Here is a 20,118-nt window from a genome sequence, read left to right as displayed (position 1 = left end):
TTCGATCCGGGCTCGATTGTCCAGTCATTCTGGAAAGCGTGACTCAAGTCTCCCTGGCCCCTGCCGATGCACTCGCAGACGCAATCCACAAGGGAAGAACCCAAGGCCAGGAGCGCCGATTGCGTCTCCCACTGGCCATGACTTGAATCTCAGGAGATCCCGATGAAAACCTCTGGTCTGAACACCTTGGGGGCGCTCGCCCTCACCATCGCACTGCCGCTCACCGCCGAGGCCGGCCTGATCCGCATCGCGGATTCTGAATTGTCGGCCGTGAGCGGGCAGCTGACCGTCAACATCGACGCCAGCACCAATGCCACCACGACGGCGACCACCGCCGCGCTGATCAGCAGCAATCCGCTGCTGCTGCCGATCACCCTGCCACTGGCCGCCATTAACGGTTTCACCAACGGCGCGCTGAACAATGCAGGCGTATTCGGCGCCGGTGTCGCGAACATTCTGGCAGCGCCGCTGTTTCGGCCACTCGTCCTGGCCGATCAGGGCGTGAGTACGGCGCTTGATTTCCTGTTTCTGCCGATTTCTGCGCCCCTGGATATCGCGGGCAATGTGTTTGCGACGCTCGAAGGCGGCGCAGTCGGAACCGCGACCGCGATCCTCACCGCGCCGCTCAACGCGCTGTTCGGTCCAGCCAGCCGGGTCATCGATGGCACCACCGGACGTGCCCAAGCGACTGTTGATGGCATCGCCTATGCGCTGATTGAAGTCACCGGGCCCCGCATCGCCAATGCCTTTGCGGCAGCCTCGGTGGCAAGCGGCGACAATGGTCTGAACTTCACCAGCCGGGTCTTCGGCCGCATCGCCCAAGCTCAAGCGGGCCGCACCGCCATGCGACTCGATACCCTGGAAGCACGCAACGGCTATTAATTCCTTGATTCAGTGTGCCACGTCGATCCTGGCCGCCTACGGGCGGCCTTCTTTATGCCTCCGATCAATCCGGGATCGAGACCAGCCCCAGCGGCTCCAGAGCCCCCTTTCCAGCGCGCACCACTGCTGGAGCATCGCCAAACAGATCCACAACTGTCGTCGGCTCCAGTCCGCAAGCGCCGCCGTCCAGAATGAAGTCCAGGCGCTTACCGAAGCGGGCCGCAATCGCATCGGCATCGGTAGGCGGATCAACCTCGCCGGGCATCAGCAAGGTACAGCTCATCAATGGCTCCCGCAGCATCTCCAACAGACCCTGGACCACCGGATGGTCGGGAATGCGGATACCGATGGTGCGTCGTTTCGGATGCTGCAAACGACGCGGCACCTCCCGGGTAGCCGGCAGCAGAAAGGTATAAGGTCCGGGGGTCACGGCACGCAACAGCCGGTAGGCTGCCGTATCCACTTGCGCGTATTGCGCAATTTCAGACAGATCCCGGCAGACCAGCGTGAAATGATGGTCCTTGCCGAAACCACGCAGATCCCGAATGCGCTCCATGGCCTCCTTATCGCCCAGGTGACAGCCCAGGGCATAGCAGGAGTCGGTCGGATAGGCCATTACGGCACCATCGCGAATGCGCTCGGCGGCCTGCTTGAGGAGGCGCGGCTGGGGATGCGTGGGATGAATGCTGATGCACTGCGTCATTCGAAAACTCTCTTGTCCAGGCCATGAATCGATGGCGATGTGCGCGGCGATTGGCCACGCAGACCGATGCAAGGTTCGGCAGTCCACGATCGCCGGGAGTTCCCTGGATGGCGAGCAGGCGCCAGGATCCGACGATCCCTTATTATGATGTCGTCTTTACCCGATGCGAGACGACCATGCATTATCTGATCCTGCTCCACGAGGCCGAGAATGGCTCGGCACGGCGGCCCGATGCTCGCCCAGCGCATCTAGCGCGACTCGACGAACTTCGCCAGCAAGGCCGGCTGGTACTGGCCGGGCCCTTACCCAAAATCGACGCCGACGACCCAGGCGCGGCGGGTTACAGCGGCTCGGCCATCGTGGCGCAGTTCAACGACCTGGATGCCGCGCGGATCTGGGCCGAAGCGGATCCTTATCGCACAGCCGGGGTCACCGAACGCATCACGGTCTTCCCCTTCAAGCAGGTCATGCCATGAGCACCCCATCGATTCCCGAACGCATTCGATTCCTGCTCGAGGCGGAATTTTGCCCCACGCAATTGGTCATCCGCGATGACAGCGCCCTGCATGCAGGACATGCCGGCGCCGGAAACGGTGGGCATTATCACGTTCTGATCCGCTCCTCGCGCTTTAATGGCTTGTCGGCGCTTGCCCGTCACCGAGCGGTCTATGCAGCCGTGGATCCCCTGATGGGGAGCGCGATCCATGCGTTGACGCTACAGACCCTGGCCCCCGATGAGGCCATTGCGTGAAAAGGCGGGCGTTTTAATCCGTCTGGGGCTACCATTCAGTTCTTTCCAATCCTTCAAGGACCGTTATGATCACTCGCAAATCGTCTCTTCCCGTCCTGCTTGGCTTGACCCTGGTATTGACCGCCTGCGACCAGCCGAAAACCACCGGTCCCGGTTATCAGAGCGCGGTCCCCGGAAAAGCCGTTGTCACCGTCGACGGCACGTCGATCAGCGAGCCGGTGTTCGAGTCCTTTGCCGCAGCCCAAGGCCTGAGCCCGGCCACTGCCGAAAACCGCGAGGCGCGGCAGAAGCTCGCCGAGCAGCTCACCGATCTGGAACTTCTGGCTCAGGACGCTGCGCGCCAGAAGCTGGATCAGGACCCCGAAATGGCCTCCTCCCTTTTGGCACAGTACTACACCACCATGGCCGGCCTTGCGGTGCAGCACTACACCACGGATCATCCTCTGACCGAGGAGCAGATCCAAGCCGCATACGCGGATTGGGTCAACACTCTGCCCAAGACCGAATATCACGCCCGTCATATCCTGGTGAAGGACGAAGCCACGGCCCAGGCGATCCTTGAAAAACTCGATCAGGGCGCTGATTTTGCCGAACTGGCCGCCGAGCATTCGCTCGATCCCTCAAAAAGTGAGGGCGGCGATCTCGGCTGGTTCACGCCGGATCAGATGGTCGAGCCGTTCTCAGCCGCGGTGATCGCGCTCAAGGCCGGGGAAACCGCCGAAGCGCCGGTCCAGACCGATTTCGGCTGGCATGTGGTGCGCTTGGACGAAACCCGCGAGGCCGAGATCCCCAAGCTGGATGAGGCGCGCGACACCGTCACCAATCATGCCAATAACAAGCAGATCGAAGACTACCTGGCCGAGCTGCGCAAGAACGCCAAAGTCAAGGTCGATAAAAAAATCATCGCCGGCGACAAGCCGGTGGAATCCAAGACCTGAGCGCGGTTGCGGCACGCCCGATCGCACATCGCTTCGGCCGCTTCAATGGGGTCAGCCGGGTCGCCAGGCTGGCCCTTCTTCAGGGCTGGCACGAGCACGGTTCGATGCACCCCCGGGGCCCTCATCCCGGATCACCACGCTGCAACGCGGACCCCGGCGCCGAAGCGGCATCGGCCCGCGCCATCAAAGCGCGCAGCAGTGGAATAGTCAGGCGCCGCTGCGCAGCCAGCGCCTCACGATCGAGACTGTCCAGAATCGCGAACAGATGGGCCGGATGTCGGGCCTCCCGTGCAAGCAGATAGCGGCCAACCGTGTCGCTGAGCGCCAACCCGCGGCGCTCAGCCCGCATCTGCAGGGCCCTGAGCTTACCCTCATCGTCCAGCGGCTGCAGACCAAACACCCCGCCCCAACCCAGTCGAGAGGCCAGATCGGCGAGCGCCCACGGGTAGCCCGCCGGGGGCTTGGCGGCCGCCGCGGCAAAAACGCCACCTGTCTCCTGAACCTCGTGGTAAAGCGCGAGAATCGCCGCTTCCCAATCGCGTTTTCCCGCGATGCGGTCGATGCCATCGAGCGCCACCACGGCGCATACCGGCGCCCACCCCTCGAGCAGCTCGGGCCGCCATTGAGCATGTTGATCCAGACACAGGTACCGCACCGGCCGATGGACCTGACTGTCCCGACACAGCGCCTTGAGCAAATGGGTTTTGCCGCTGCCCGAAGCCCCCGAGAGAAACACCGTGCCGGTGGCCGCCGGATGGGCCAGCGCCTGAACCGCCGCCAAGGTAATGCAGTTGCCGTCATCGCCCGCGGCGGCCCGATAAAAATTCTCGAATACGGCAGCGTCATCGAGTTGAACCGGCAAGGGCAGCTGCCCGCTGGGCGCATGAGACGACGAGCCCGCTCCGCCGTTCATGGGCTCGCGGTCCATTCCAGTTCCAGCCGGTCCGCACGGACGGCGTCGGTCCCGAATTGGCGTCGCAAACGCCCCCCCGACTCGAGCAGCTCGATCAGGGACTCCGGCGGCACGTTGGTGTTGGTCAACCAGATGAAGGTCGTCGGGCTGGCCTCCTCGAGAAACAACTCGGTGAGTGCACCGAAGGTGCGCAGCTCGCTCGCCACACCGACATAATCGCCGTACTGCAGGATCCCATGCACCGCGATCCGCACCAGCCGGCGCTCACGCCGGGCCGGTGAAGCCCCGGTCGCTGCAGCTTCGGATGGCGCCAATCGCGCGCGCAGGATCGCTTCATGATGCGTCATGGCCGCCTCGGCCAATGCGCGCGCAGTAGCTGGGCCGGCCTGCGAGGTGCCCGCCTCCTGCCCCCCCAGGAGAGTCTGGATCCGCGCATCCCATTGCCCCTCGCCAGCCTCGGAGAGCGTCAACGCCAGCACCAGATTTCCCGAGTCAGCGGCCGCGCCTTCTTCGCCTGCATCGATACCCGGCGGCGCGGGATTCAGCGGCAAGCCCAGCCGGTCGGCCTGCGCAAGGCATTCGGCAACCAGGGTTGCATGTGCGCCCGCCTGGTCTGTCATGTGCCCGGCTTGCGCCCGCACTACCAGCCGGGTCGTTGGACGCGGCGCCGTCCAGGGCGTTGCACCCAGTCGGGCCAACGCCGCCTCAACCGCCGCTGCGTCGTAGGTTGCCTCGAACACCCGGCGCCCCAGCGCATCACGCGCATAGCCGTAGCGGATCACGAGATCCTCGACACGCACGTCGGTCAGCTTCCGGCCGGGCCCGACCAGACGCCGGACCACCTGGTCGAGCCCCTGGCTGAACAAGGCTGACTGCTCCGGCGCGGCACCGGCATCCAGGGGAAGCCGCGCCTGATACAAATCCCGCACAGCCGCTTCGGCGTGCAGCGGCACCGCCAGCACGGCGAGCCATAACCCGACGCACCACAGGATGCGCCGCACCGCTTCGGTCACTCGCATGCATTCTCCTTTTTCGAGCCCCTGCTCTGGCTGGGGTAAGATACACCATGCACCGTTTTTCACCTCGCATCGCCCAAGGAACCCCATGAGCGGCAAAACGCCTCTGACCTATCGCGACGCCGGCGTCGACATCGATGCTGGCAATCGTCTGGTGGACCGCATCAAACCCGCGGCACAACGCACAACCCGTCCCGAAGTACTCAGTGGCCTGGGCGGCTTCGGCGCCCTGTTCGCACTGCCGATCGATCGCTACCGCGAGCCAGTGCTGGTCTCCACGACCGACGGTGTAGGGACCAAGCTCAAGCTCGCGCTGGACATGAACCAGCTCGACACCATCGGTATCGACCTGGTGGCCATGTGCGTCAACGACCTCATCGTCCAGGGCGCCGAACCGCTCCTGTTTCTCGACTACTACGCCACCGGCCGGCTTGATGTCGATCGTGCCGCCATGGTTATCGAAGGCATTGCGGCAGGCTGTGCCGAAGCAGGCTGCGCCCTCGTCGGCGGCGAAACCGCGGAGATGCCGGGCCTTTACGCCGAAGCCGATTTCGACCTCGCGGGTTTCTCGGTCGGCGTGGTGGAACGCTCGCGCATCCTCGATGGACGCGCGGTCGTGCCGGGTGATGTCATCCTCGGCCTATTCTCCTCGGGTCCTCATTCCAATGGCTATTCGCTGATCCGGCGCATCCTCGCCCGCACCGATAGCACGCTCGATGCACCCTTCGACGGGACAACGCTGGGCGCGGCACTGCTGGCGCCCACCCGGCTCTACGTCAAACCGCTGCTCGCCTTGCTGCAGTCTCAGCCAGTGCACGCCCTGGCTCACATCACCGGCGGCGGACTGGTGGAAAACCTGCCGCGCGTGCTGCCCCGCGGCACACGTGCCCTGATTGATCCGGCATGCTGGACGCGCCCGGCCATCTTCGACTGGCTCCAGCAGCAGGGCGAGGTGCCCCAAGCCGAAATGTGGCGCACCTTCAACTGCGGGATCGGGATGTGCGTCTGCCTGCCATCCGATGCCGCCGCGCCGGCGCGCGAACTGCTCGCCCGGCAGGGGATCGACAGTGCCCTCATCGGCCGGATCGAGGCAAGCGACGAAGAACGGCCGACGGTGGTTCTGGGCGCCTCATGAGTCCGCCCTTGCGTGTCGTCATCTTGATATCGGGAACCGGCACCAACCTGCAGGCCATTCTCGATGCCCAGCGCACCGAAGGCTATACAGTGGCCGGCGTGATCAGCAACCGGCCGCAGGCGGCAGGCCTGGCCCGTGCTGCGCAGGCCGGTGTACCGTCATGCGTCGTCGATCACACCCGCTACCCCGACCGCCCGGCATTCGAGGCCGCGCTCGAAGCCGAGATCGTCCGGTTCGCCCCCGACCTCATTGCGCTGGCTGGCTTCATGCGGGTCCTCACGGCCGATTTCGTAGCCCGCTTCGAGGGTCGAATGCTTAATGTGCACCCGTCTCTGCTGCCCGCCTATCGCGGCCTGCATACCCACGCCCGGGTACTGGCCGCCGGTGAGCACTGGCACGGCAGCAGCATCCATTTCGTCACGGCCGAGCTTGACGGCGGACCCGTCGTCCTCCAAGGCCGGCTGCCCATCCGGCCGGGGGAAAGCGAAGACACTCTGCGTGAACGGGTGCAGGGTCTGGAACATCGGCTCTACCCCACCGCGCTTGGCTGGATCGCCGGCAGGCGATTGCGCTGGCAGGACGGGCCATGGTTCGATGGCGCGCCGCTTCACGAACCCATTCAGTGGAGTGAAGCGGTGGACTGCGTATCATGAGTCGCCGCGTCTGCAGACGCATCGGCGCGTTGCTCCTGTTGGTGAGCGCGATGTCCATGACCGGGATTGCGTCAGCGGCCGCCGCTGCCCCCTTCGGTACTCTGCTCACGCCCTATCAGGCCACCTATCGCTTGCGACAGGGCCCCATCACGCTGGCGCGGGCGACTTTTTCCCTGCGCAAGGTCAGCGGCCAGGACGAATGGGAGCTGACCTCGCTGACCGAGACGCAAGGGTGGCTGTCCACCGTGCGCGCCGATCGTATCGAGGAAACCAGCCGTTTCCGCATCCAGGGCGATCGTCTGCTGCCCCTGCACTACCAGATGCGCCATGAGGCGCCCGGCGAGATCAAAACCGAGACCGCAAATTTCAATTGGCCCGCCCAGCGGGTCACGGGTGCCGTCGACCAAAGCGCTTTCGATCTAAGCCTGCAGGCGCATACTTACGACCGTCTCAGCCTGCAGGTTCTGGTCCGGGCAGCCGCCCTCCGTGACATCAGCCCGATACGCATCCGCATGCTGGAAAAGAACAAGATCAAGCCGATCCGCTTTGAAAGCACGGCGGCGGTCGAAACGCTGGAGACGCCCGCCGGCCGATTCGAAACGCGGCGCATGACCCAAGTCGACAGCAAGAAGCCGATGACCTTCTGGCTTGCGCCAAAGGCCCACTATCTGCCAGTGCGGGTGGAACAGGACCGCGGCAGTCTGCATCTGAAGCTGGAATTGGAAGCCTTGAAAATGGGGCCGGCAAGCGTCACGCCCGCGGCAAGGTGACGCCGACCTGACCCTGATATTTCCCGCCACGATCCTTATAGGACGTCTCGCAGACCTCATCCGATTCGAAGAACAGCATCTGGGCCACGCCCTCATTGGCGTAGATCTTCGCCGGCAAGGGCGTGGTGTTGGAAAACTCGAGCGTCACATAGCCTTCCCATTCGGGTTCCAGCGGCGTGACGTTGACGATGATGCCACAGCGGGCATAGGTACTCTTGCCGAGGCAGATGGTGAGCACATTGCGCGGGATGCGGAAGTACTCGACCGTGCGGGCCAATGCGAAGCTGTTCGGCGGGATAATGCACACCTCGCCGGTGAAGTCGACGAAGCTGTTGGCACTGAATTCCTTGGGATCGACGATGGCCGAGTTGATGTTGGTGAAAATCTTGAACTCGTCGGCGCAGCGCACATCGTAGCCGTAGCTGGAGGTCCCGTAGGAAATGGCCTTGTGGCCCGCCCGCTGCTTCACCTGACCGGGCTCGAAAGGTTCGATCATGCCGGCCTCTTCGGCCATGCGGCGGATCCAGCGGTCGGATTTGATGCTCATCGGACGTCCTGATTGTGAGTAGCCCATGGGAAACGGGGCAATTTCGCACGAATCGCGGCCCGGGAAAAGGCTCAGCCCCGGGACCGTCATCGGCGCACCCATTCGCCGGAAACCCGCAACGCCATGGAACTGAAGCATGTCGGCATGCGTCTTAACTGCCATGAACTGGCGCGGCGTTATCGATCGCGCCGCACCACTGATGGAGTTCCGATGGATCTGCTGCGCATCGTCATCGCCATTGTGCTGCCACCCTTGGGCGTCTTCCTGCAAGTCGGTTTCAAGGGCGCGTTCTGGCTCAATATCGTGCTTACCTTGCTCGGATATGTCCCGGGTCTGGTGCATGCCATCTGGATCATCGCCAAGCGCTAGAGCCAGACGCCTCCGCCAGATCGCTCGCTGCGCTGGCCAACGGCTCAGTCCTCGACGATCCGGATTTCCGGAAAATCGCTCGGACCGGCATCCAGAACCAGCTGGGCCGTGGCCTTGCGGGCGATGTCGTGATAGGCCTGCGCCAGCGCGCCGCCCGGCTCGGCCACGACAGTCGGCCGGCCGCCATCGGTCTGCTCCCGAATACGCAGGTCCAGCGGCAGGCTGCCAAGGAACGGCACACGGTACTGAGCTGCCATGCGCTCGCCACCGCCTGCGCCAAAGATGGGTTCCTCGTGGCCGCAACGCGAGCAAATATGCGTGCTCATGTTCTCGATGACCCCCAGCACCGGAACCGCGACCTTTTCGAACATGCGCAGCGCCTTGCGAGCATCCAGCAGCGCGATATCCTGCGGGGTGGTCACGATCAGCGCGCCGCTGAGGGGCACCTGCTGGCTGAGCGACAGCTGCACATCGCCCGTTCCCGGCGGCAGATCGATGATGAGGTAATCGATTCCGCCCCAGTCGGTGTTGCGCAGAAGCTGGGTCAGCGTCTGCGTCACCATCGGCCCCCGCCAGATCACCGGCTGATCCTCGTCCACCAGATAGCCCACCGACATGGTGCGCAGACCATGGCGCACGATGGGCGGCAACCGCCCGTCTGGACCCGCTTGGGGCGCGCCGCCCACATAGCCCAGCATGCGCGGCTGACTGGGGCCGTACAGGTCGGCGTCCAGCAGGCCGACGCGCGCGCCATCGGCCGCGAGCGCCAGGGCCAGGTTCACGGCGGTGGTCGATTTGCCCACACCGCCCTTGCCGGAGGCGACTGCCAGTATCCAGCCGACATCCGGTATGGACTGCCGAGTGGCGTTCTCGGCCGGCTTTTTCAACACCCTGCGCGACTCGACCCGAATCGCCATACCGGGCAGCGCGCGAGTCAAATGATCCTGGGCTAGTGCGGCCAGTGTGGCGGCATGTTCGCCGCACGGATAACCCACCTTCAGCTTGACCACCCACTGATCGTTGGCCTTGGTGACGGCATCCACCATACCCGCGCGATGAAGATCGCAGCCACTGTAGGGATCCTGTACCTCGCCGAGCAGGCTTTCGATTCGGCTTCGAACGGCGGCATCGTCGCCCATATCGCATCCCCTCGAGATCAAAATCGCGATTCTACGCCAGAACAGTCGGCATCGGCCGCTCATGGGGGCTATGGCATACTAGAGGGCATTTCCAGCAGCCCCCACCACCTCCAATGAACACCCCACGCCGCATTCTCGTCACCAGTGCCCTGCCCTACGCCAATGGCCCGATCCACCTGGGCCATCTGGTCGAATACATCCAGACCGACGTCTGGGCGCGGTTTCAGCGAATGCGCGGCCATCAGTGCTTCTATGTGTGCGCGGACGATGCCCATGGCACGCCGATCATGCTGAAAGCGCGCGAGCACGGCATCGCACCCGAAGACCAGATTCAGCGCGTGTGGGCCGAACACACCGCCGACTTCGCCCGCTTCGGCATCGGCTTCGACCATTACCACACCACCCACTCGCCCGAGAATCGCCACTTCGCCGAGCTGATCTATACCCGGCTGCGCGATGCCGGGCATATCGCGCGTCGCAGCATCCGCCAAGCCTACGACCCCTCGCAGAAAATGTTCCTGCCCGACCGCTTCATCAAGGGCGAATGCCCACGCTGCGGCGCGGCGGATCAGTACGGCGATTCCTGCGAGGTCTGCGGCGCCACTTACGCCCCGACCGACCTCAAGAATCCCGTTTCGGTGCTCTCCGGGGCCACGCCGGAGGAGCGCGATTCGGAGCACTACTTTTTCCGGCTGGCCGACTTCGAGCCGATGCTGCGCCGCTGGATCGACGACGGCGCGCTCCAGGGCGCGGTCCGCCACAAGCTCGCGGAATGGTTCGACGCCGGACTGTCGGACTGGGACATCTCGCGCGATGCGCCTTATTTTGGTTTCGAGATCCCCGATGCACCGGGCAAGTATTTCTACGTCTGGCTAGACGCCCCGATCGGCTACATGGCGAGTTTCCAGGCCCTGTGCGAGCAGCGCGAAGATCTCGTCTTCGAGGACTTCTGGGCGCCGGGGACAGACACCGAGCTGTACCACTTCATCGGCAAGGACATCGCCTATTTCCACACGCTGTTCTGGCCGGCCATGCTGCACGGCGCGGGCTTCCGCATGCCAACCGCCGTCTTCGCCCACGGCTTCCTCACCGTCAACGGTCAGAAGATGTCCAAGTCGCGCGGCACCTTCATCCGCGCCGAGACCTTCGCCCGCCACCTCACGCCCGAATACCTGCGTTATTACTTTGCCGCCAAGCTGGGGCCCGAGGTCGAAGACATCGACCTCAACCTCGAGGATTTCGCGGCCCGCGTCAACGCCGATCTGGTCGGCAAGCTCGCCAACATCGCCAGCCGCTGCGCTGGGTTCATCACCAAACGCTTCGACGGCAAGCTGGGCGCGGTCCTGATCGGCGGCGCAGACCCGCAGCGTAGCGGTGATCACGTCGATTCGCTCACCTTCGACCTGATGCAGGCGGCCGATGAAATTGCCGCCTGCTACGAGCAGCGCGAATACGCGCGTGCGATGCGCCGAATCATGGCGCTCGCCGATGCAGTGAACGCCTACGTCGATCAAAAAAAGCCCTGGGAACTCGCCAAAAACCCAGCCGATGCTGCACAGCTCCATATCGTGACCAGCATCGCGCTCAATGCCTTTCGGCTCCTCATCCTCTACTTGAAGCCGGTGCTGCCGGCCATGGCCGAGGCCGCCGAACATTTCCTGAACATTCCACCCCTCACCTGGAATGACGCGGCAAGCCTGCTGCCGACCGGTCACGCCATCGGCGTCTACCAGCATCTGGCGCGGCGCATCGAACCTGACGCGCTGGCCCGGCTCGTCGCTGACTCGACAGAAGCCGCAAGCCGCACGACTGCGCCGGAAGAAGTACCCGCCATCGCGCCAATCGCGCCGACCATCGGCATCGAGGACTTTTCCCGGATCGACCTGCGCATCGCCCGCATCGCCTCGGCCGAGCACGTGGAAGGGGCCGACAAGCTGCTGCGTCTGCAGCTCGATCTCGGCGGTGAGCGGCGCCAGGTATTTGCCGGCATCAAGGCGGCCTATCGCCCTGAAGAACTGGTTGGCCGGCTCACGATCATGGTCGCCAACCTCGCCTCGCGCCAGATGAAATTCGGCCTTTCCGAAGGCATGGTGCTCGCTGCCGGCGACGGCAAAGGAATTTTCCTGCTCTCCCCGGATCAAGGGGCCGAGCCGGGCATGCGTGTGAAATGACCGCCGTCATCACCGCCATCCGATACGGACCTGATGGATAACTGGACCACCCCTTTCGTTGCCACCGCCCTGTTACAGAATGCGACACTCGCGTTGGGGTTGGGGGTGAGTCTGGCCCTGGCGGCACCGGCACGGCTGGAGCAGGTCGTGATCGGCTGCCTGCTTGGCATTCCGCTGCTGACTGTGGTCAGCGCGCTGAGCTATCTGCTGGACGTGCTCTGGCTCCACCCCCAAGGATGGGAAGTGCTCCGGCTGCCCCTCGTCATGGGGCTCACCGCGCTCCTGGCGCAGGCCGCTGCGTTGATGCTGCGCCGGCAATCGGGCGCGGTCCACCGCGCAGGGCGAACGGATCCATGGCTGAGCCTTTACTGGACCTTGTTGGGAATCGCGCTGGTCCTGGCCCCGCCCCCCCGATCGCTGGGATCGGCGCTGGGAATGGGAATGGGGACGGCAGGCGGCGCCGCATTGGTCCTCATTCCCTTTGCCGCGCTCACCGCGCATCTGGCGGCGGCCGCAGTGCCCGCCCCATTCCGGGGCCTGCCGATTGCCCTCGTGTCACTGGGCGTGATCGCGCTGGCCTTTCTGGGCTTCAACGGACTGGTGAAGGTCTAGCCGATGAATTGGCTCGCACTGCTGGCATTGACCGGACTGTTCGCGGGCCTGGGCATGGCTCTTCCCTGGCTGGCGCGCCGCCCGGTGGCCGCACAGGCCGATCTGGCGGCGACGCTTGACGCGCTGCTGCCCCAAACTCAATGCGGCCAGTGCGACTATGCCGGCTGCCGGCCGTACGCGGAAGCCTTGGCGGCGGGAACCGCTCCCCCGAACCGTTGTGTGCCGGGCGGAACCCGTACCCGCGATCAGTTGCTGGAACGACTGGAGCTCTGGCATCTGGCGGAGGCCTACCCCGCACCCCGACGCCCCGAGCCGACCCTCGCCCGAATCGATGAGGCGCGTTGCGTCGCCTGCACCTTGTGTCTGGACGCCTGTCCAGTCGACGCCATCGTCGGCGCACGCGGCCTGGCCCATACGGTCCTGACCGACGAATGCACGGGCTGTGCGTTGTGCCTGCCAGTCTGCCCGGTCGATTGCATCGAGCTCGATCCCGTGCCGCCCGCCGCTTGGCTGTGGCAGGCGCCCACCCCGTTGCGCCCGGAGCATCTCCCTCGTGGCCACCATTGAAACCAGCCGTCACCCCTTGCACGGCGGCCTGGCACTGGAACCCGCCCGACCCGCTGCCGCGTTGCCCTGGTCAGACGGGCCCATCCCATCGGTACTGGTGCTGCCACTGGAGAGCCCATCGGGGGTCCGAGCCACCCCCTGCGTCGCGGTGGGGGACAAGGTCAAGCGCGGGCAATGCATTGCCCGGCCACCAGGGCCTTGGGATGCTGCCATTCATGCCAGCAGTTCGGGGGAGGTCATCGCCATCGAACCGCATCTGGTGGCCCTTCGAAATGTCGCCGCGCGCGCCTGCATGCTGATCCGCACCGACGGCGAAGACCGTTCCGAGGCGCCCATGTCACGCTGCGATCCAGCAACCGAGAACCGCGCCGCCGTACTGCGACGCCTGGCCGAGTCCGGCGTGGTCGGCCTGGGTGGTGCGGTGTTTTCCACCGCAGCCAAGCTATCCTGCGCCAGCGCAACACCGATTGGCACGCTGATCGTCAACGCAGCTGAATGTGAACCCCACATCCGCTGTGATGAGGGACTGCTGGCCCACTGCCCAGCGGACATCGCACAGGGCATTCATGCGCTGTCTACGTTTCTCGGGCAGCCGGAAGTCCTCATCGGACTGAAGGAAACGCTTGATTCGACACCCCTCGCGGGAGCCTTGGATGCAGCCGGCCTGAATGCCGTCCGCATCATCCGGGTGCCCGCCCGCTATACCGCCGGCGCCGAGGAGGTGCTCATCCGCCTGCTGACCGGTCGGGAGATCCCCCGCGGCGCCCTCCCGACCGAAGTGGGCTGCCTGTGCCTGAACATCGCCACGGTCGCGGCCGCCGGCAAGGCACTGCTGGAAGGCACGCCGGTGATCTCCCGCATCATTACAGCCAGCGGCCCTGGGCTGGCCCGGAGCGCCAATCTCAGTGCCCGCATCGGGACTCCGGTATCCGCCATCCTCGCCGCTTGTGGTGGCACCACGGACACGGCCGGCTCGCTTATCCTCGGTGGCCCGATGATGGGCGTGGCGCTGCCCAACGATGCCATCCCCATTACCAAGGGCAGCCAGGCGCTGTGGGTCCCGACCCAACAACCATTCGAGGAGAGTGCGCCGGTCCAGCCCTGTATCCGCTGTGGGGCGTGCGCGAGCGTCTGCCCGATGAATCTGCTGCCGCAGCAGTTGTACTGGCATGCGCGTACGATGGACCAGAATGCCCTGGAAGCCCATGCACTCGATGCCTGTATCGAATGCGGGTGCTGCGATGTGGTCTGCCCGAGCCGTATTCCCTTGGTCGAAACGTTCCAGACGGCCAAGTTTCAACTGACCCGTGCAACCAGTCTCGATCAGCGTGCGGCCTGGCTCAAGGAACGGATTGAAGCGCGGGAAAGCCGCCTGGAAGACCGCAGGGCCCAACAGGTGACCCAGTCCGGTACACGCGGCGAAGATCCCCGCGAACGATTGGCCCGGCTCCGGGCTCATCGTGCGCGCAAAGACGCCACACCGAATCAGGAGCCCTGATGAGCAAGGCGTTTCCGACCGCCTCAGCGCCTCACTTGCCGCATGCACGCCCGGTCAGCTGGGTGATGAGCCAAGTGCTGCTGGCGCTGTTGCCTGGTGCGGCGGCGACGCTTTTCTATCGCGGTCCGGGGGTATTGCTCAACTTGGCTCTGTGTCTGGCAACGGCCTACGGCTGTGAAATCCTCGCCATGAGACTGCGCGGACATCCGCCCAAGCCGGCCCTCCAGGATGGTAGTGTGGCGGTGACGGCAACGCTCATCGCACTGGCGCTTCCGCCCTGGTTGCCGCTCCCGCTACCGATTCTGGGCACGGCATTCGCCGTGTTACTGGTCAAACACGCTTACGGCGGGCTGGGGCAGAACCCCTTCAATCCCGCCATGGCCGCCTACGCCCTGTTGCTGGTGAGCTTTCCCGTGGCCATGACCCGGTGGCCCGCTGCGGCATCGGCCTGGGATTGGCACCTGGCAGCACTGGCTTGGACCGGTGCAGAACACGCTTGGGATGGATTGACCGGCGCCACCGCGCTGGGTGATACCCGCACGCGACTGGCCCTCACCCATACCTTGTTCGAGATCCACGCAGAGGGCGGCCCCGCGGGTAGCCGGGCGGGGCTGGTGGTGAACCTGGCCTACGCAGCCGGTGGCGGTTACCTGCTGGCACGGGGCGTCATCGGCTGGCGCATCCCCGTCGCCGTGCTCGTGGCGGTTGCCACCGGAGCGCTGGTTTTTCAGGTCATCGACGCGGATCGCTATCCCTCGGCGCTGTTCCATCTGACACAAGGGGCGACGATGCTGGGCGCGTTTTTCATTGCCACCGATCCCGTCTCGGCGAGCACCACCCCGCGCGGCCGGTTGCTTTACGGCGCGGGGATCGGCGCGCTGGTTTATCTGATCCGCACTTTCGGCGCCTATCCCGACGGCTTCGCCTTTGCCGTTCTGCTGATGAATCTGGCTGTCCCCCTGATTGACCGCCTGACCATCCCGAGACCTTATGGCACGCCCCGCGACGACTGAGTCCGCCCGCTGGAGCCTGCTGCGCGCCGGCCTCAGCGTCGGCGGCTGCGCGCTGGGCGTGCTGGGACTGGTGCTGGCGACGATGTACTGGACTGAACCGCGCATGAGCAAAAACCGCGAATGGGACCGGCTGGCCCAGGTGCGGGAAATCGCCGGATCCCGCATCGCCCAGCCGGATGCCCTGCGCTCGCTGAGACTTCCACCGGCCGGAGAACTCCACCAGAATAGCCCGTTCAATGCCTATCAGGTGGTGGTGGACGATCGCGTCGAGACCGTGATCGTGCCGGCCGTAGCGCCCGATGGGTACAGCGGTCGGATCGAGCTATTGGTGGGAATCGATGTTTTGGGCGCGATCGTCGCCGTGCGGGTAACGCGCCACCACGAAACCCCGGGGCTGGGCGATCGCATCGATCGGGCGCGCTCGGCCTGGATTACCCAGTTCGACGGCCACAGCCTGGGAAGTCCTCCGGAGGGACGTTGGAACGTGCGTAAAGATGGTGGTGATTTCGATCAGATCACAGGCGCGACCCTGACCCCTCGCGCCGTCATCCATGCGGTGGCCGGTGCCCTGAAGTATTTTGAACGCCACCGGGTGCTGCTGCTCACCCCTGCGCCGCAGGACGCCGTGAAATGACCATTGCACCCTCACCGGAATCTGCAGCCGGCGAGACCCCACGGATTGCGCTGGCGGCGGTTCCTCTAGCCATCGCGAGCACCTCGCTCATCTCCGGGCTGGCTTTGGGACTCGCCGCCGGCGCCCTGTTCGCAGCCATCAGCGTCTTGCAGCCGCGGCTGACCCGTCTTCCGGACGCGGAACTGCGACTGCCTATCGCCACACTGCTGCTCGCCGGCTTCATTGCGATCCTGGACCGTCTCATCGATACCTACCTGCACCATCTGCATGCCGCCATGGCTGGCCCCCTCCCCCTAGTGGCGGCAACGGGACTGCTTCTGCTGATGGTGCCGGGTCATCCAATAGAACCGGCGCCGGCGGTGCGGCCATCGTTCTCGCGGCGTACGCTGCTGATCGTCGCGGGACTGCCGCCACTGATGGGCGCACTCCGAGAACTGGCTGCCAGTCTCCGCATTGGACTGTTGCCCCTGATCGGGACCGGTCCGATCCCCGTCCCTCGCCACCTGGTCTTCCCCATCGCGGCCTGGCCCACTGGAGGTTTCGTGGCGTTCGCCCTGCTGATCGTCATCGGACGGACCTTGAGACACCGGACGCCATCGCGGACCATACCCCCCATGTCTGCGGAGTCGATCGAATGACGCCCGAATGCTGCGCCACCTTTTTTGCGCGCCTGGCTGCGGCCAACCCGGAACCCGAAACCGAACTGGTCTACCACAACACCTACCAGCTGCTGGTCGCGGTCATTCTCTCGGCGCAGGCAACCGATGCGGGCGTGAACAAGGCGACCACGCCCTTGTTCGAAAAAGTCCGCACGCCGGAGGACATGCTGGCGCTGGGCGAACCAGGGCTGACGCAGGCCATCCGCACCATCGGACTGTATCGATCCAAGGCCCGCCACGTGATCGCGATGAGCCGCATGCTGGTCGAACGCCATGGCAGCCAGGTCCCGCGCAGCCGCGCCGAGCTCGAGGCCTTGCCTGGGGTCGGCCGCAAAACCGCCAATGTGATCCTGAATGTCGCGTTTGGGGAACCAACCCTGGCGGTCGATACCCATATCTTCCGGGTCGCCAATCGCACTGGCCTCGCGTCGGGCAAGACCGTACGGGAAGTCGAGGATCAGCTGATGCAGTGTGTTCCATCCGCCTACCGCCAGCACGCCCATCACTGGCTGATTCTGCACGGACGCTATGTGTGCAAGGCACGCAAGCCCTTGTGCGCGCAATGTTCGGTGCGTGACCTGTGCGCCAGCGCCGCGCTCTTCGGCGATTCGGCTCCGCGACACGCCCATGCCCCAGAGACTCAAACCGGAGTGCACTGAATGTTCGGCAACGACCGCGCAGGCCTGCGCGCCCAATATGCAACCGCTTGGCAAAAAGCCCGGGCCGGCGAAGCTCTGAGCCCCCTCGAAACCGCCCTCGCGACACTCGTCGAGGAGCATCCGGAATACCAGTCGCTATTCGAGGGCAGCGGCGAAGCGCTGGCGCAGCATGAATTTCCACCCGAGCGGGGAACGGAAAACCCATTCCTGCATCTTGGCCTGCACATGGCGCTACGGGAGCAGGTCACGACCGACCGACCGAGCGGCATTCGCCGCATCCACCAGCGCCTGAGCAGCCGTCAAGGTTCGGCCCACGCCGCCGAACACCGGATGATGAGCTGCCTCGGACAGGCCCTGTGGGAGGCACAACGATCCGGACAGCCGCCCGACGAGAACCGCTACCTGGAATGCCTCAAAGGGCTGTAGCACGAATCCGACCCTGAGGCCTGCATGGAACCGGCTCCGAACCAGCGTCCCGCCGACAGTACCCGCCTGCAGCACATCATGCGCGAGGTCAGCGAGCTGTTGCGCAAGCAGCATCTGGTGGAACAGCTTCTGGACCGCACCGATACGCCGCGCCATGCCCTGGAACAGCAGGTATTGCACCGGCAGCACCTGAGCGAACTGGAACGCAAGCTCAGTCGTCTGCATCCGGCAGACATCGCCCATATCCTCGAAGCCCTTCCGCTGGAGGAGCGGCTGACAGTCTGGGATCTGGTCCGCGCCGATCTGGACGGCGAGATCCTGCTCGAGGTGTCCGATGCTGTCCGCGAAAGCCTGATTGCCCGCATGGATCAGGCCGAGCTTCAGGCCGCAGCGGCCCAGCTCGATGCCGATGAGTTGGCCGACCTGGCGGCCGACCTGCCACGCGATGTGCTGCAGAGCGTACTGGATGCCATGGACGCGCAGAATCGCGCACGACTCCAAGCCGCTCTGTCCTATCCCGAGGACACGGTGGGCGCCCTGATGGACTATGCTCCGGTCACGATCCGGGAGGACATCAGCTTGGATGTGGTCTACCGCTATCTGCGGCGCATTGGCGAGCTGCCCGATCACACAGACAAGCTGTTCGTCACCAATCGACACGGCCAGCTCACCGGGATCCTGCTGCTGCGGCGCCTCGTGGCCGAAGATCCGGCGCGGCGGGTGTCGGAGGTCATGGCGCGGGATGTGGTCACGTTCTCTCCCGGCGACCCTGCCGAAGAAGCGGCACAGGCCTTCGAGCGCTATGACCTCGTCTCGGCGCCCGTCGTCGATGAACGGCGCCATGTCCTCGGACGCCTGACCATCGACGTGGTGGTCGATTACCTGCAAGAGCTGCGCAATGCGGAGATGCTGGGGCGCGCAGGGCTACGGGAGGACGAGGACCTCTTCGCCGGCGTTGGGCCGAGTGTCCGCAACCGCTGGCCCTGGCTGGCTGTGAATCTGGTCACGGCACTCATTGCCTCGCGGGTCATCGGCCTGTTTGAAGGGACCATCGAAAGGCTGGTGGCCCTGGCAGCGCTGATGCCCATCGTCGCCGGCATCGGCGGCAATACCGGCAACCAGACTTCGGCATTGATCATCCGTGCCCTGGCGCTGGATCAGCTCAACGACAACAACACCCATCGCCTGATCCGTAAGGAAATCCGGGTTGCCCTGCTCAATGGCTTGGTATGGGGCAGTGTGGTCGGGGCAGTGGCCTATGGTCTGTATGGCAACCCCGCCCTGGGGGTGGTGATGAGTGCGGCGATGCTGCTCAACCTCCTGCTCGCAGCATTGGCCGGCATGCTCATCCCACTGGCCATGCATCGGCTGCGCCGAGACCCGGCGCTGGGTTCGAGCGTCCTTCTGACCGCAACGACCGACAGCGGTGGATTTTTCATCTTCCTTGGCCTGGCCAGCGTGTTTCTGCAATGATTCCCGATATCCTGCGTCCTGGAGACCGGCCTTTGAAACCGATCATCCCCCGCGCCATCCTGCTCAGCCTCGTGATGATGCTGGTCGCGTGCGCACCCACATGGGGGCCCGCCACCCGCATGCCGTCGGGATCGGCCGCAAACGCCGATGTGGCGTCCCGGCGGATGGAAGTGGTGGCACACGCCTTGGCAATGACCGGCCAGCCCTATCGCTGGGGCGGCGCCGAACCCGGCGGGTTCGACTGCAGCGGGCTGGTGACCTACGCTTATCGGCAAGCCGGATTTTCATTGCCTCGTCGCGCGATCGACCAGGCCGAACGGGCGCGGCGGGTGCCGCCACATGCACTGGCCCCCGGGGATCTGCTGTTTTTCCGCGTCGATGGTGCCATCTCCCATGTCGGGATCTACATGGGTGACGGACGCATGGTGCATGCGCCTGGCTCAGGAAAGGTCGTGCGGATCGATGCGATCGATGCGAACTATTGGGCGCCGCGCTACGCCGGTGCACTGCCCATGCTTCAGTTGATCGCCAACGATTCCTGAGGGTCTGTTACGCCATCACGGCTCCGAGCAACGACCCAACACTGGCAT

The 20,118-nt window shown here is 64.9% G+C and carries 24 protein-coding genes; 19 read left to right on the top strand and 5 right to left on the bottom strand.

The features are described from left to right. Nucleotides 1–162 precede the first annotated feature (162 nt). Entirely contained in the window at nucleotides 163–882 is a 720-nt protein-coding gene (locus E4680_RS03545; protein WP_135281000.1) for a hypothetical protein, read from the top strand. A 64-nt stretch (nucleotides 883–946) separates the two neighbouring features. On the opposite strand, the gene E4680_RS03540 is transcribed toward E4680_RS03545, so the two are convergent. Further along, nucleotides 947–1,585 carry an L-threonylcarbamoyladenylate synthase gene (locus tag E4680_RS03540; RefSeq protein ID WP_135280999.1) on the bottom strand — a complete coding sequence of 213 codons (639 nt, stop codon included), beginning with the start codon at nucleotides 1,583–1,585 and terminating at the stop codon, nucleotides 947–949. Nucleotides 1,586–1,761: 176 nt separating this feature from the next. Here E4680_RS03540 and E4680_RS03535 point away from each other — a divergent pair, with 176 nt between their 5' ends. The 3 genes from E4680_RS03535 to E4680_RS03525 all read left to right on the top strand — a co-directional run bounded on the left by E4680_RS03535 (nucleotide 1,762) and on the right by E4680_RS03525 (nucleotide 3,274). Next, the gene (locus E4680_RS03535) at nucleotides 1,762–2,061 is read left to right on the top strand and encodes a YciI family protein (protein WP_135281070.1); all 300 of its coding nucleotides are present in this window, start codon (nucleotides 1,762–1,764) and stop codon (nucleotides 2,059–2,061) included. After that, on the top strand, nucleotides 2,058–2,336 hold the full coding sequence (locus tag E4680_RS03530; RefSeq protein ID WP_135280998.1) for a BolA family protein: 279 nt from the start codon (nucleotides 2,058–2,060) through the stop codon (nucleotides 2,334–2,336). Before E4680_RS03535 ends, E4680_RS03530 begins: the two co-directional genes overlap by 4 nt. A gap of 65 nt (nucleotides 2,337–2,401) precedes the next feature. Continuing rightward, complete coding sequence (locus E4680_RS03525; protein ID WP_135280997.1) at nucleotides 2,402–3,274, top strand: peptidylprolyl isomerase; 873 nt, start codon at nucleotides 2,402–2,404, stop codon at nucleotides 3,272–3,274. Between the two features lie 121 nt (nucleotides 3,275–3,395). Here E4680_RS03525 and hda read toward each other — a convergent pair whose 3' ends face one another. Both hda and E4680_RS03515 read right to left on the bottom strand, forming a co-directional pair. Further along, on the bottom strand, nucleotides 3,396–4,187 hold the full coding sequence (gene hda / locus E4680_RS03520) for a DnaA regulatory inactivator Hda (RefSeq protein ID WP_167792361.1): 792 nt from the start codon (nucleotides 4,185–4,187) through the stop codon (nucleotides 3,396–3,398). Continuing rightward, a complete protein-coding gene (locus tag E4680_RS03515) occupies nucleotides 4,184–5,206 on the bottom strand; it encodes a DUF2066 domain-containing protein (RefSeq protein WP_167792360.1) in 1,023 nt (340 codons plus the stop codon). The genes hda and E4680_RS03515 overlap by 4 nt, the downstream gene beginning before the upstream one ends. An 85-nt stretch (nucleotides 5,207–5,291) precedes the next feature. Between E4680_RS03515 and purM the strand changes: the two genes are divergently transcribed. Genes purM through E4680_RS03500 form a run of 3 tightly spaced genes read left to right on the top strand, consistent with a single transcriptional unit; the run spans nucleotide 5,292 to nucleotide 7,761 of the window. Next, entirely contained in the window at nucleotides 5,292–6,338 is a 1,047-nt protein-coding gene (gene purM / locus E4680_RS03510; protein ID WP_135280994.1) for a phosphoribosylformylglycinamidine cyclo-ligase, read from the top strand. Further along, on the top strand, nucleotides 6,335–6,991 hold the full coding sequence (purN, locus tag E4680_RS03505; RefSeq protein WP_135280993.1) for a phosphoribosylglycinamide formyltransferase: 657 nt from the start codon (nucleotides 6,335–6,337) through the stop codon (nucleotides 6,989–6,991). Before purM ends, purN begins: the two co-directional genes overlap by 4 nt. Further along, a complete protein-coding gene (locus E4680_RS03500; RefSeq protein WP_135280992.1) occupies nucleotides 6,988–7,761 on the top strand; it encodes a DUF3108 domain-containing protein in 774 nt (257 codons plus the stop codon). The genes purN and E4680_RS03500 overlap by 4 nt, the downstream gene beginning before the upstream one ends. Here E4680_RS03500 and dcd read toward each other — a convergent pair. After that, nucleotides 7,742–8,308 carry a dCTP deaminase gene (dcd, locus tag E4680_RS03495; RefSeq protein ID WP_135280991.1) on the bottom strand — a complete coding sequence of 189 codons (567 nt, stop codon included), beginning with the start codon at nucleotides 8,306–8,308 and terminating at the stop codon, nucleotides 7,742–7,744. The two genes, E4680_RS03500 and dcd, sit on opposite strands and share 20 nt — an antisense overlap. A 210-nt stretch (nucleotides 8,309–8,518) precedes the next feature. Between dcd and E4680_RS03490 the strand changes: the two genes are divergently transcribed. After that, nucleotides 8,519–8,677 (top strand): YqaE/Pmp3 family membrane protein, encoded by a 159-nt coding sequence (locus E4680_RS03490; protein WP_135281069.1) that lies wholly within the window; start codon nucleotides 8,519–8,521, stop codon nucleotides 8,675–8,677. A 44-nt stretch (nucleotides 8,678–8,721) separates the two neighbouring features. Here E4680_RS03490 and apbC read toward each other — a convergent pair whose 3' ends face one another. Beyond that, complete coding sequence (gene apbC, locus E4680_RS03485) at nucleotides 8,722–9,816, bottom strand: iron-sulfur cluster carrier protein ApbC (protein WP_135280990.1); 1,095 nt, start codon at nucleotides 9,814–9,816, stop codon at nucleotides 8,722–8,724. Nucleotides 9,817–9,929: 113 nt separating this feature from the next. On the opposite strand from apbC, the gene metG reads away from it, so the two are divergent. From metG to E4680_RS03430, 11 genes are read left to right on the top strand one after another with little or no spacing between them, the layout of a single operon-like run. Further along, nucleotides 9,930–11,987 carry a methionine--tRNA ligase gene (gene metG, locus E4680_RS03480; protein WP_135280989.1) on the top strand — a complete coding sequence of 686 codons (2,058 nt, stop codon included), beginning with the start codon at nucleotides 9,930–9,932 and terminating at the stop codon, nucleotides 11,985–11,987. Nucleotides 11,988–12,020: 33 nt separating this feature from the next. After that, nucleotides 12,021–12,599, top strand: a complete 579-nt coding sequence (locus tag E4680_RS03475) for an Rnf-Nqr domain containing protein (RefSeq protein ID WP_135280988.1) — start codon at nucleotides 12,021–12,023, stop codon at nucleotides 12,597–12,599. A gap of 3 nt (nucleotides 12,600–12,602) precedes the next feature. Then, nucleotides 12,603–13,166, top strand: a complete 564-nt coding sequence (locus E4680_RS03470) for an RnfABCDGE type electron transport complex subunit B (protein WP_135280987.1) — start codon at nucleotides 12,603–12,605, stop codon at nucleotides 13,164–13,166. Next, nucleotides 13,153–14,664, top strand: coding sequence for an electron transport complex subunit RsxC (rsxC, locus tag E4680_RS03465; RefSeq protein ID WP_167792359.1), 1,512 nt, complete (start codon nucleotides 13,153–13,155; stop codon nucleotides 14,662–14,664). Before E4680_RS03470 ends, rsxC begins: the two co-directional genes overlap by 14 nt. Further along, nucleotides 14,664–15,677 (top strand): RnfABCDGE type electron transport complex subunit D, encoded by a 1,014-nt coding sequence (locus E4680_RS03460; RefSeq protein ID WP_135280985.1) that lies wholly within the window; start codon nucleotides 14,664–14,666, stop codon nucleotides 15,675–15,677. Before rsxC ends, E4680_RS03460 begins: the two co-directional genes overlap by 1 nt. Continuing rightward, nucleotides 15,655–16,311 (top strand): RnfABCDGE type electron transport complex subunit G, encoded by a 657-nt coding sequence (locus E4680_RS03455; protein WP_135280984.1) that lies wholly within the window; start codon nucleotides 15,655–15,657, stop codon nucleotides 16,309–16,311. Before E4680_RS03460 ends, E4680_RS03455 begins: the two co-directional genes overlap by 23 nt. After that, nucleotides 16,308–16,949, top strand: a complete 642-nt coding sequence (locus tag E4680_RS03450) for a hypothetical protein (RefSeq protein ID WP_135280983.1) — start codon at nucleotides 16,308–16,310, stop codon at nucleotides 16,947–16,949. Before E4680_RS03455 ends, E4680_RS03450 begins: the two co-directional genes overlap by 4 nt. Beyond that, nucleotides 16,946–17,629: an endonuclease III gene (gene nth / locus E4680_RS03445; RefSeq protein WP_135280982.1), complete on the top strand. Its 684-nt coding sequence runs from the start codon at nucleotides 16,946–16,948 to the stop codon at nucleotides 17,627–17,629. The genes E4680_RS03450 and nth overlap by 4 nt, the downstream gene beginning before the upstream one ends. Then, nucleotides 17,630–18,055: a DUF1841 family protein gene (locus E4680_RS03440; protein ID WP_135280981.1), complete on the top strand. Its 426-nt coding sequence runs from the start codon at nucleotides 17,630–17,632 to the stop codon at nucleotides 18,053–18,055. A 24-nt stretch (nucleotides 18,056–18,079) separates the two neighbouring features. Next, nucleotides 18,080–19,528, top strand: coding sequence for a magnesium transporter (gene mgtE / locus E4680_RS03435; RefSeq protein WP_135280980.1), 1,449 nt, complete (start codon nucleotides 18,080–18,082; stop codon nucleotides 19,526–19,528). Between the two features lie 32 nt (nucleotides 19,529–19,560). Then, nucleotides 19,561–20,070 (top strand): C40 family peptidase, encoded by a 510-nt coding sequence (locus E4680_RS03430; RefSeq protein ID WP_205688732.1) that lies wholly within the window; start codon nucleotides 19,561–19,563, stop codon nucleotides 20,068–20,070. Nucleotides 20,071–20,118: the final 48 nt, after the last annotated feature.

The sequence above is a fragment of the Candidatus Macondimonas diazotrophica genome (genome assembly GCF_004684205.1).
GTDB classification, from domain to species: Bacteria; Pseudomonadota; Gammaproteobacteria; order UBA5335; family UBA5335; genus Macondimonas; species Macondimonas diazotrophica.
This window is presented reverse-complemented; position numbering and strand designations above follow the sequence as displayed.

Excerpts from the sequence above, each read along its gene's own strand:
- E4680_RS03460 (WP_135280985.1), top strand. The coding sequence starts at position 14,664 with ATGAGCAAGGCGTTTCCGACCGCCTCAGCGCCTCACTTGCCGCATGCA.
- apbC (WP_135280990.1), bottom strand. The coding sequence starts at position 9,816 with ATGGGCGACGATGCCGCCGTTCGAAGCCGAATCGAAAGCCTGCTCGGC.
- mgtE (WP_135280980.1), top strand. The coding sequence starts at position 18,080 with ATGGAACCGGCTCCGAACCAGCGTCCCGCCGACAGTACCCGCCTGCAG.
- E4680_RS03515 (WP_167792360.1), bottom strand. The coding sequence starts at position 5,206 with ATGCGAGTGACCGAAGCGGTGCGGCGCATCCTGTGGTGCGTCGGGTTA.
- E4680_RS03530 (WP_135280998.1), top strand. The coding sequence starts at position 2,058 with ATGAGCACCCCATCGATTCCCGAACGCATTCGATTCCTGCTCGAGGCG.
- E4680_RS03475 (WP_135280988.1), top strand. The coding sequence starts at position 12,021 with ATGGATAACTGGACCACCCCTTTCGTTGCCACCGCCCTGTTACAGAAT.
- hda (WP_167792361.1), bottom strand. The coding sequence starts at position 4,187 with ATGAACGGCGGAGCGGGCTCGTCGTCTCATGCGCCCAGCGGGCAGCTG.
- E4680_RS03525 (WP_135280997.1), top strand. The coding sequence starts at position 2,402 with ATGATCACTCGCAAATCGTCTCTTCCCGTCCTGCTTGGCTTGACCCTG.
- purN (WP_135280993.1), top strand. The coding sequence starts at position 6,335 with ATGAGTCCGCCCTTGCGTGTCGTCATCTTGATATCGGGAACCGGCACC.
- E4680_RS03450 (WP_135280983.1), top strand. The coding sequence starts at position 16,308 with ATGACCATTGCACCCTCACCGGAATCTGCAGCCGGCGAGACCCCACGG.
- E4680_RS03455 (WP_135280984.1), top strand. The coding sequence starts at position 15,655 with ATGGCACGCCCCGCGACGACTGAGTCCGCCCGCTGGAGCCTGCTGCGC.
- E4680_RS03470 (WP_135280987.1), top strand. The coding sequence starts at position 12,603 with ATGAATTGGCTCGCACTGCTGGCATTGACCGGACTGTTCGCGGGCCTG.
- E4680_RS03500 (WP_135280992.1), top strand. The coding sequence starts at position 6,988 with ATGAGTCGCCGCGTCTGCAGACGCATCGGCGCGTTGCTCCTGTTGGTG.
- E4680_RS03540 (WP_135280999.1), bottom strand. The coding sequence starts at position 1,585 with ATGACGCAGTGCATCAGCATTCATCCCACGCATCCCCAGCCGCGCCTC.
- E4680_RS03440 (WP_135280981.1), top strand. The coding sequence starts at position 17,630 with ATGTTCGGCAACGACCGCGCAGGCCTGCGCGCCCAATATGCAACCGCT.
- dcd (WP_135280991.1), bottom strand. The coding sequence starts at position 8,308 with ATGAGCATCAAATCCGACCGCTGGATCCGCCGCATGGCCGAAGAGGCC.
- E4680_RS03490 (WP_135281069.1), top strand. The coding sequence starts at position 8,519 with ATGGATCTGCTGCGCATCGTCATCGCCATTGTGCTGCCACCCTTGGGC.
- nth (WP_135280982.1), top strand. The coding sequence starts at position 16,946 with ATGACGCCCGAATGCTGCGCCACCTTTTTTGCGCGCCTGGCTGCGGCC.
- E4680_RS03545 (WP_135281000.1), top strand. The coding sequence starts at position 163 with ATGAAAACCTCTGGTCTGAACACCTTGGGGGCGCTCGCCCTCACCATC.
- E4680_RS03535 (WP_135281070.1), top strand. The coding sequence starts at position 1,762 with ATGCATTATCTGATCCTGCTCCACGAGGCCGAGAATGGCTCGGCACGG.
- purM (WP_135280994.1), top strand. The coding sequence starts at position 5,292 with ATGAGCGGCAAAACGCCTCTGACCTATCGCGACGCCGGCGTCGACATC.
- metG (WP_135280989.1), top strand. The coding sequence starts at position 9,930 with ATGAACACCCCACGCCGCATTCTCGTCACCAGTGCCCTGCCCTACGCC.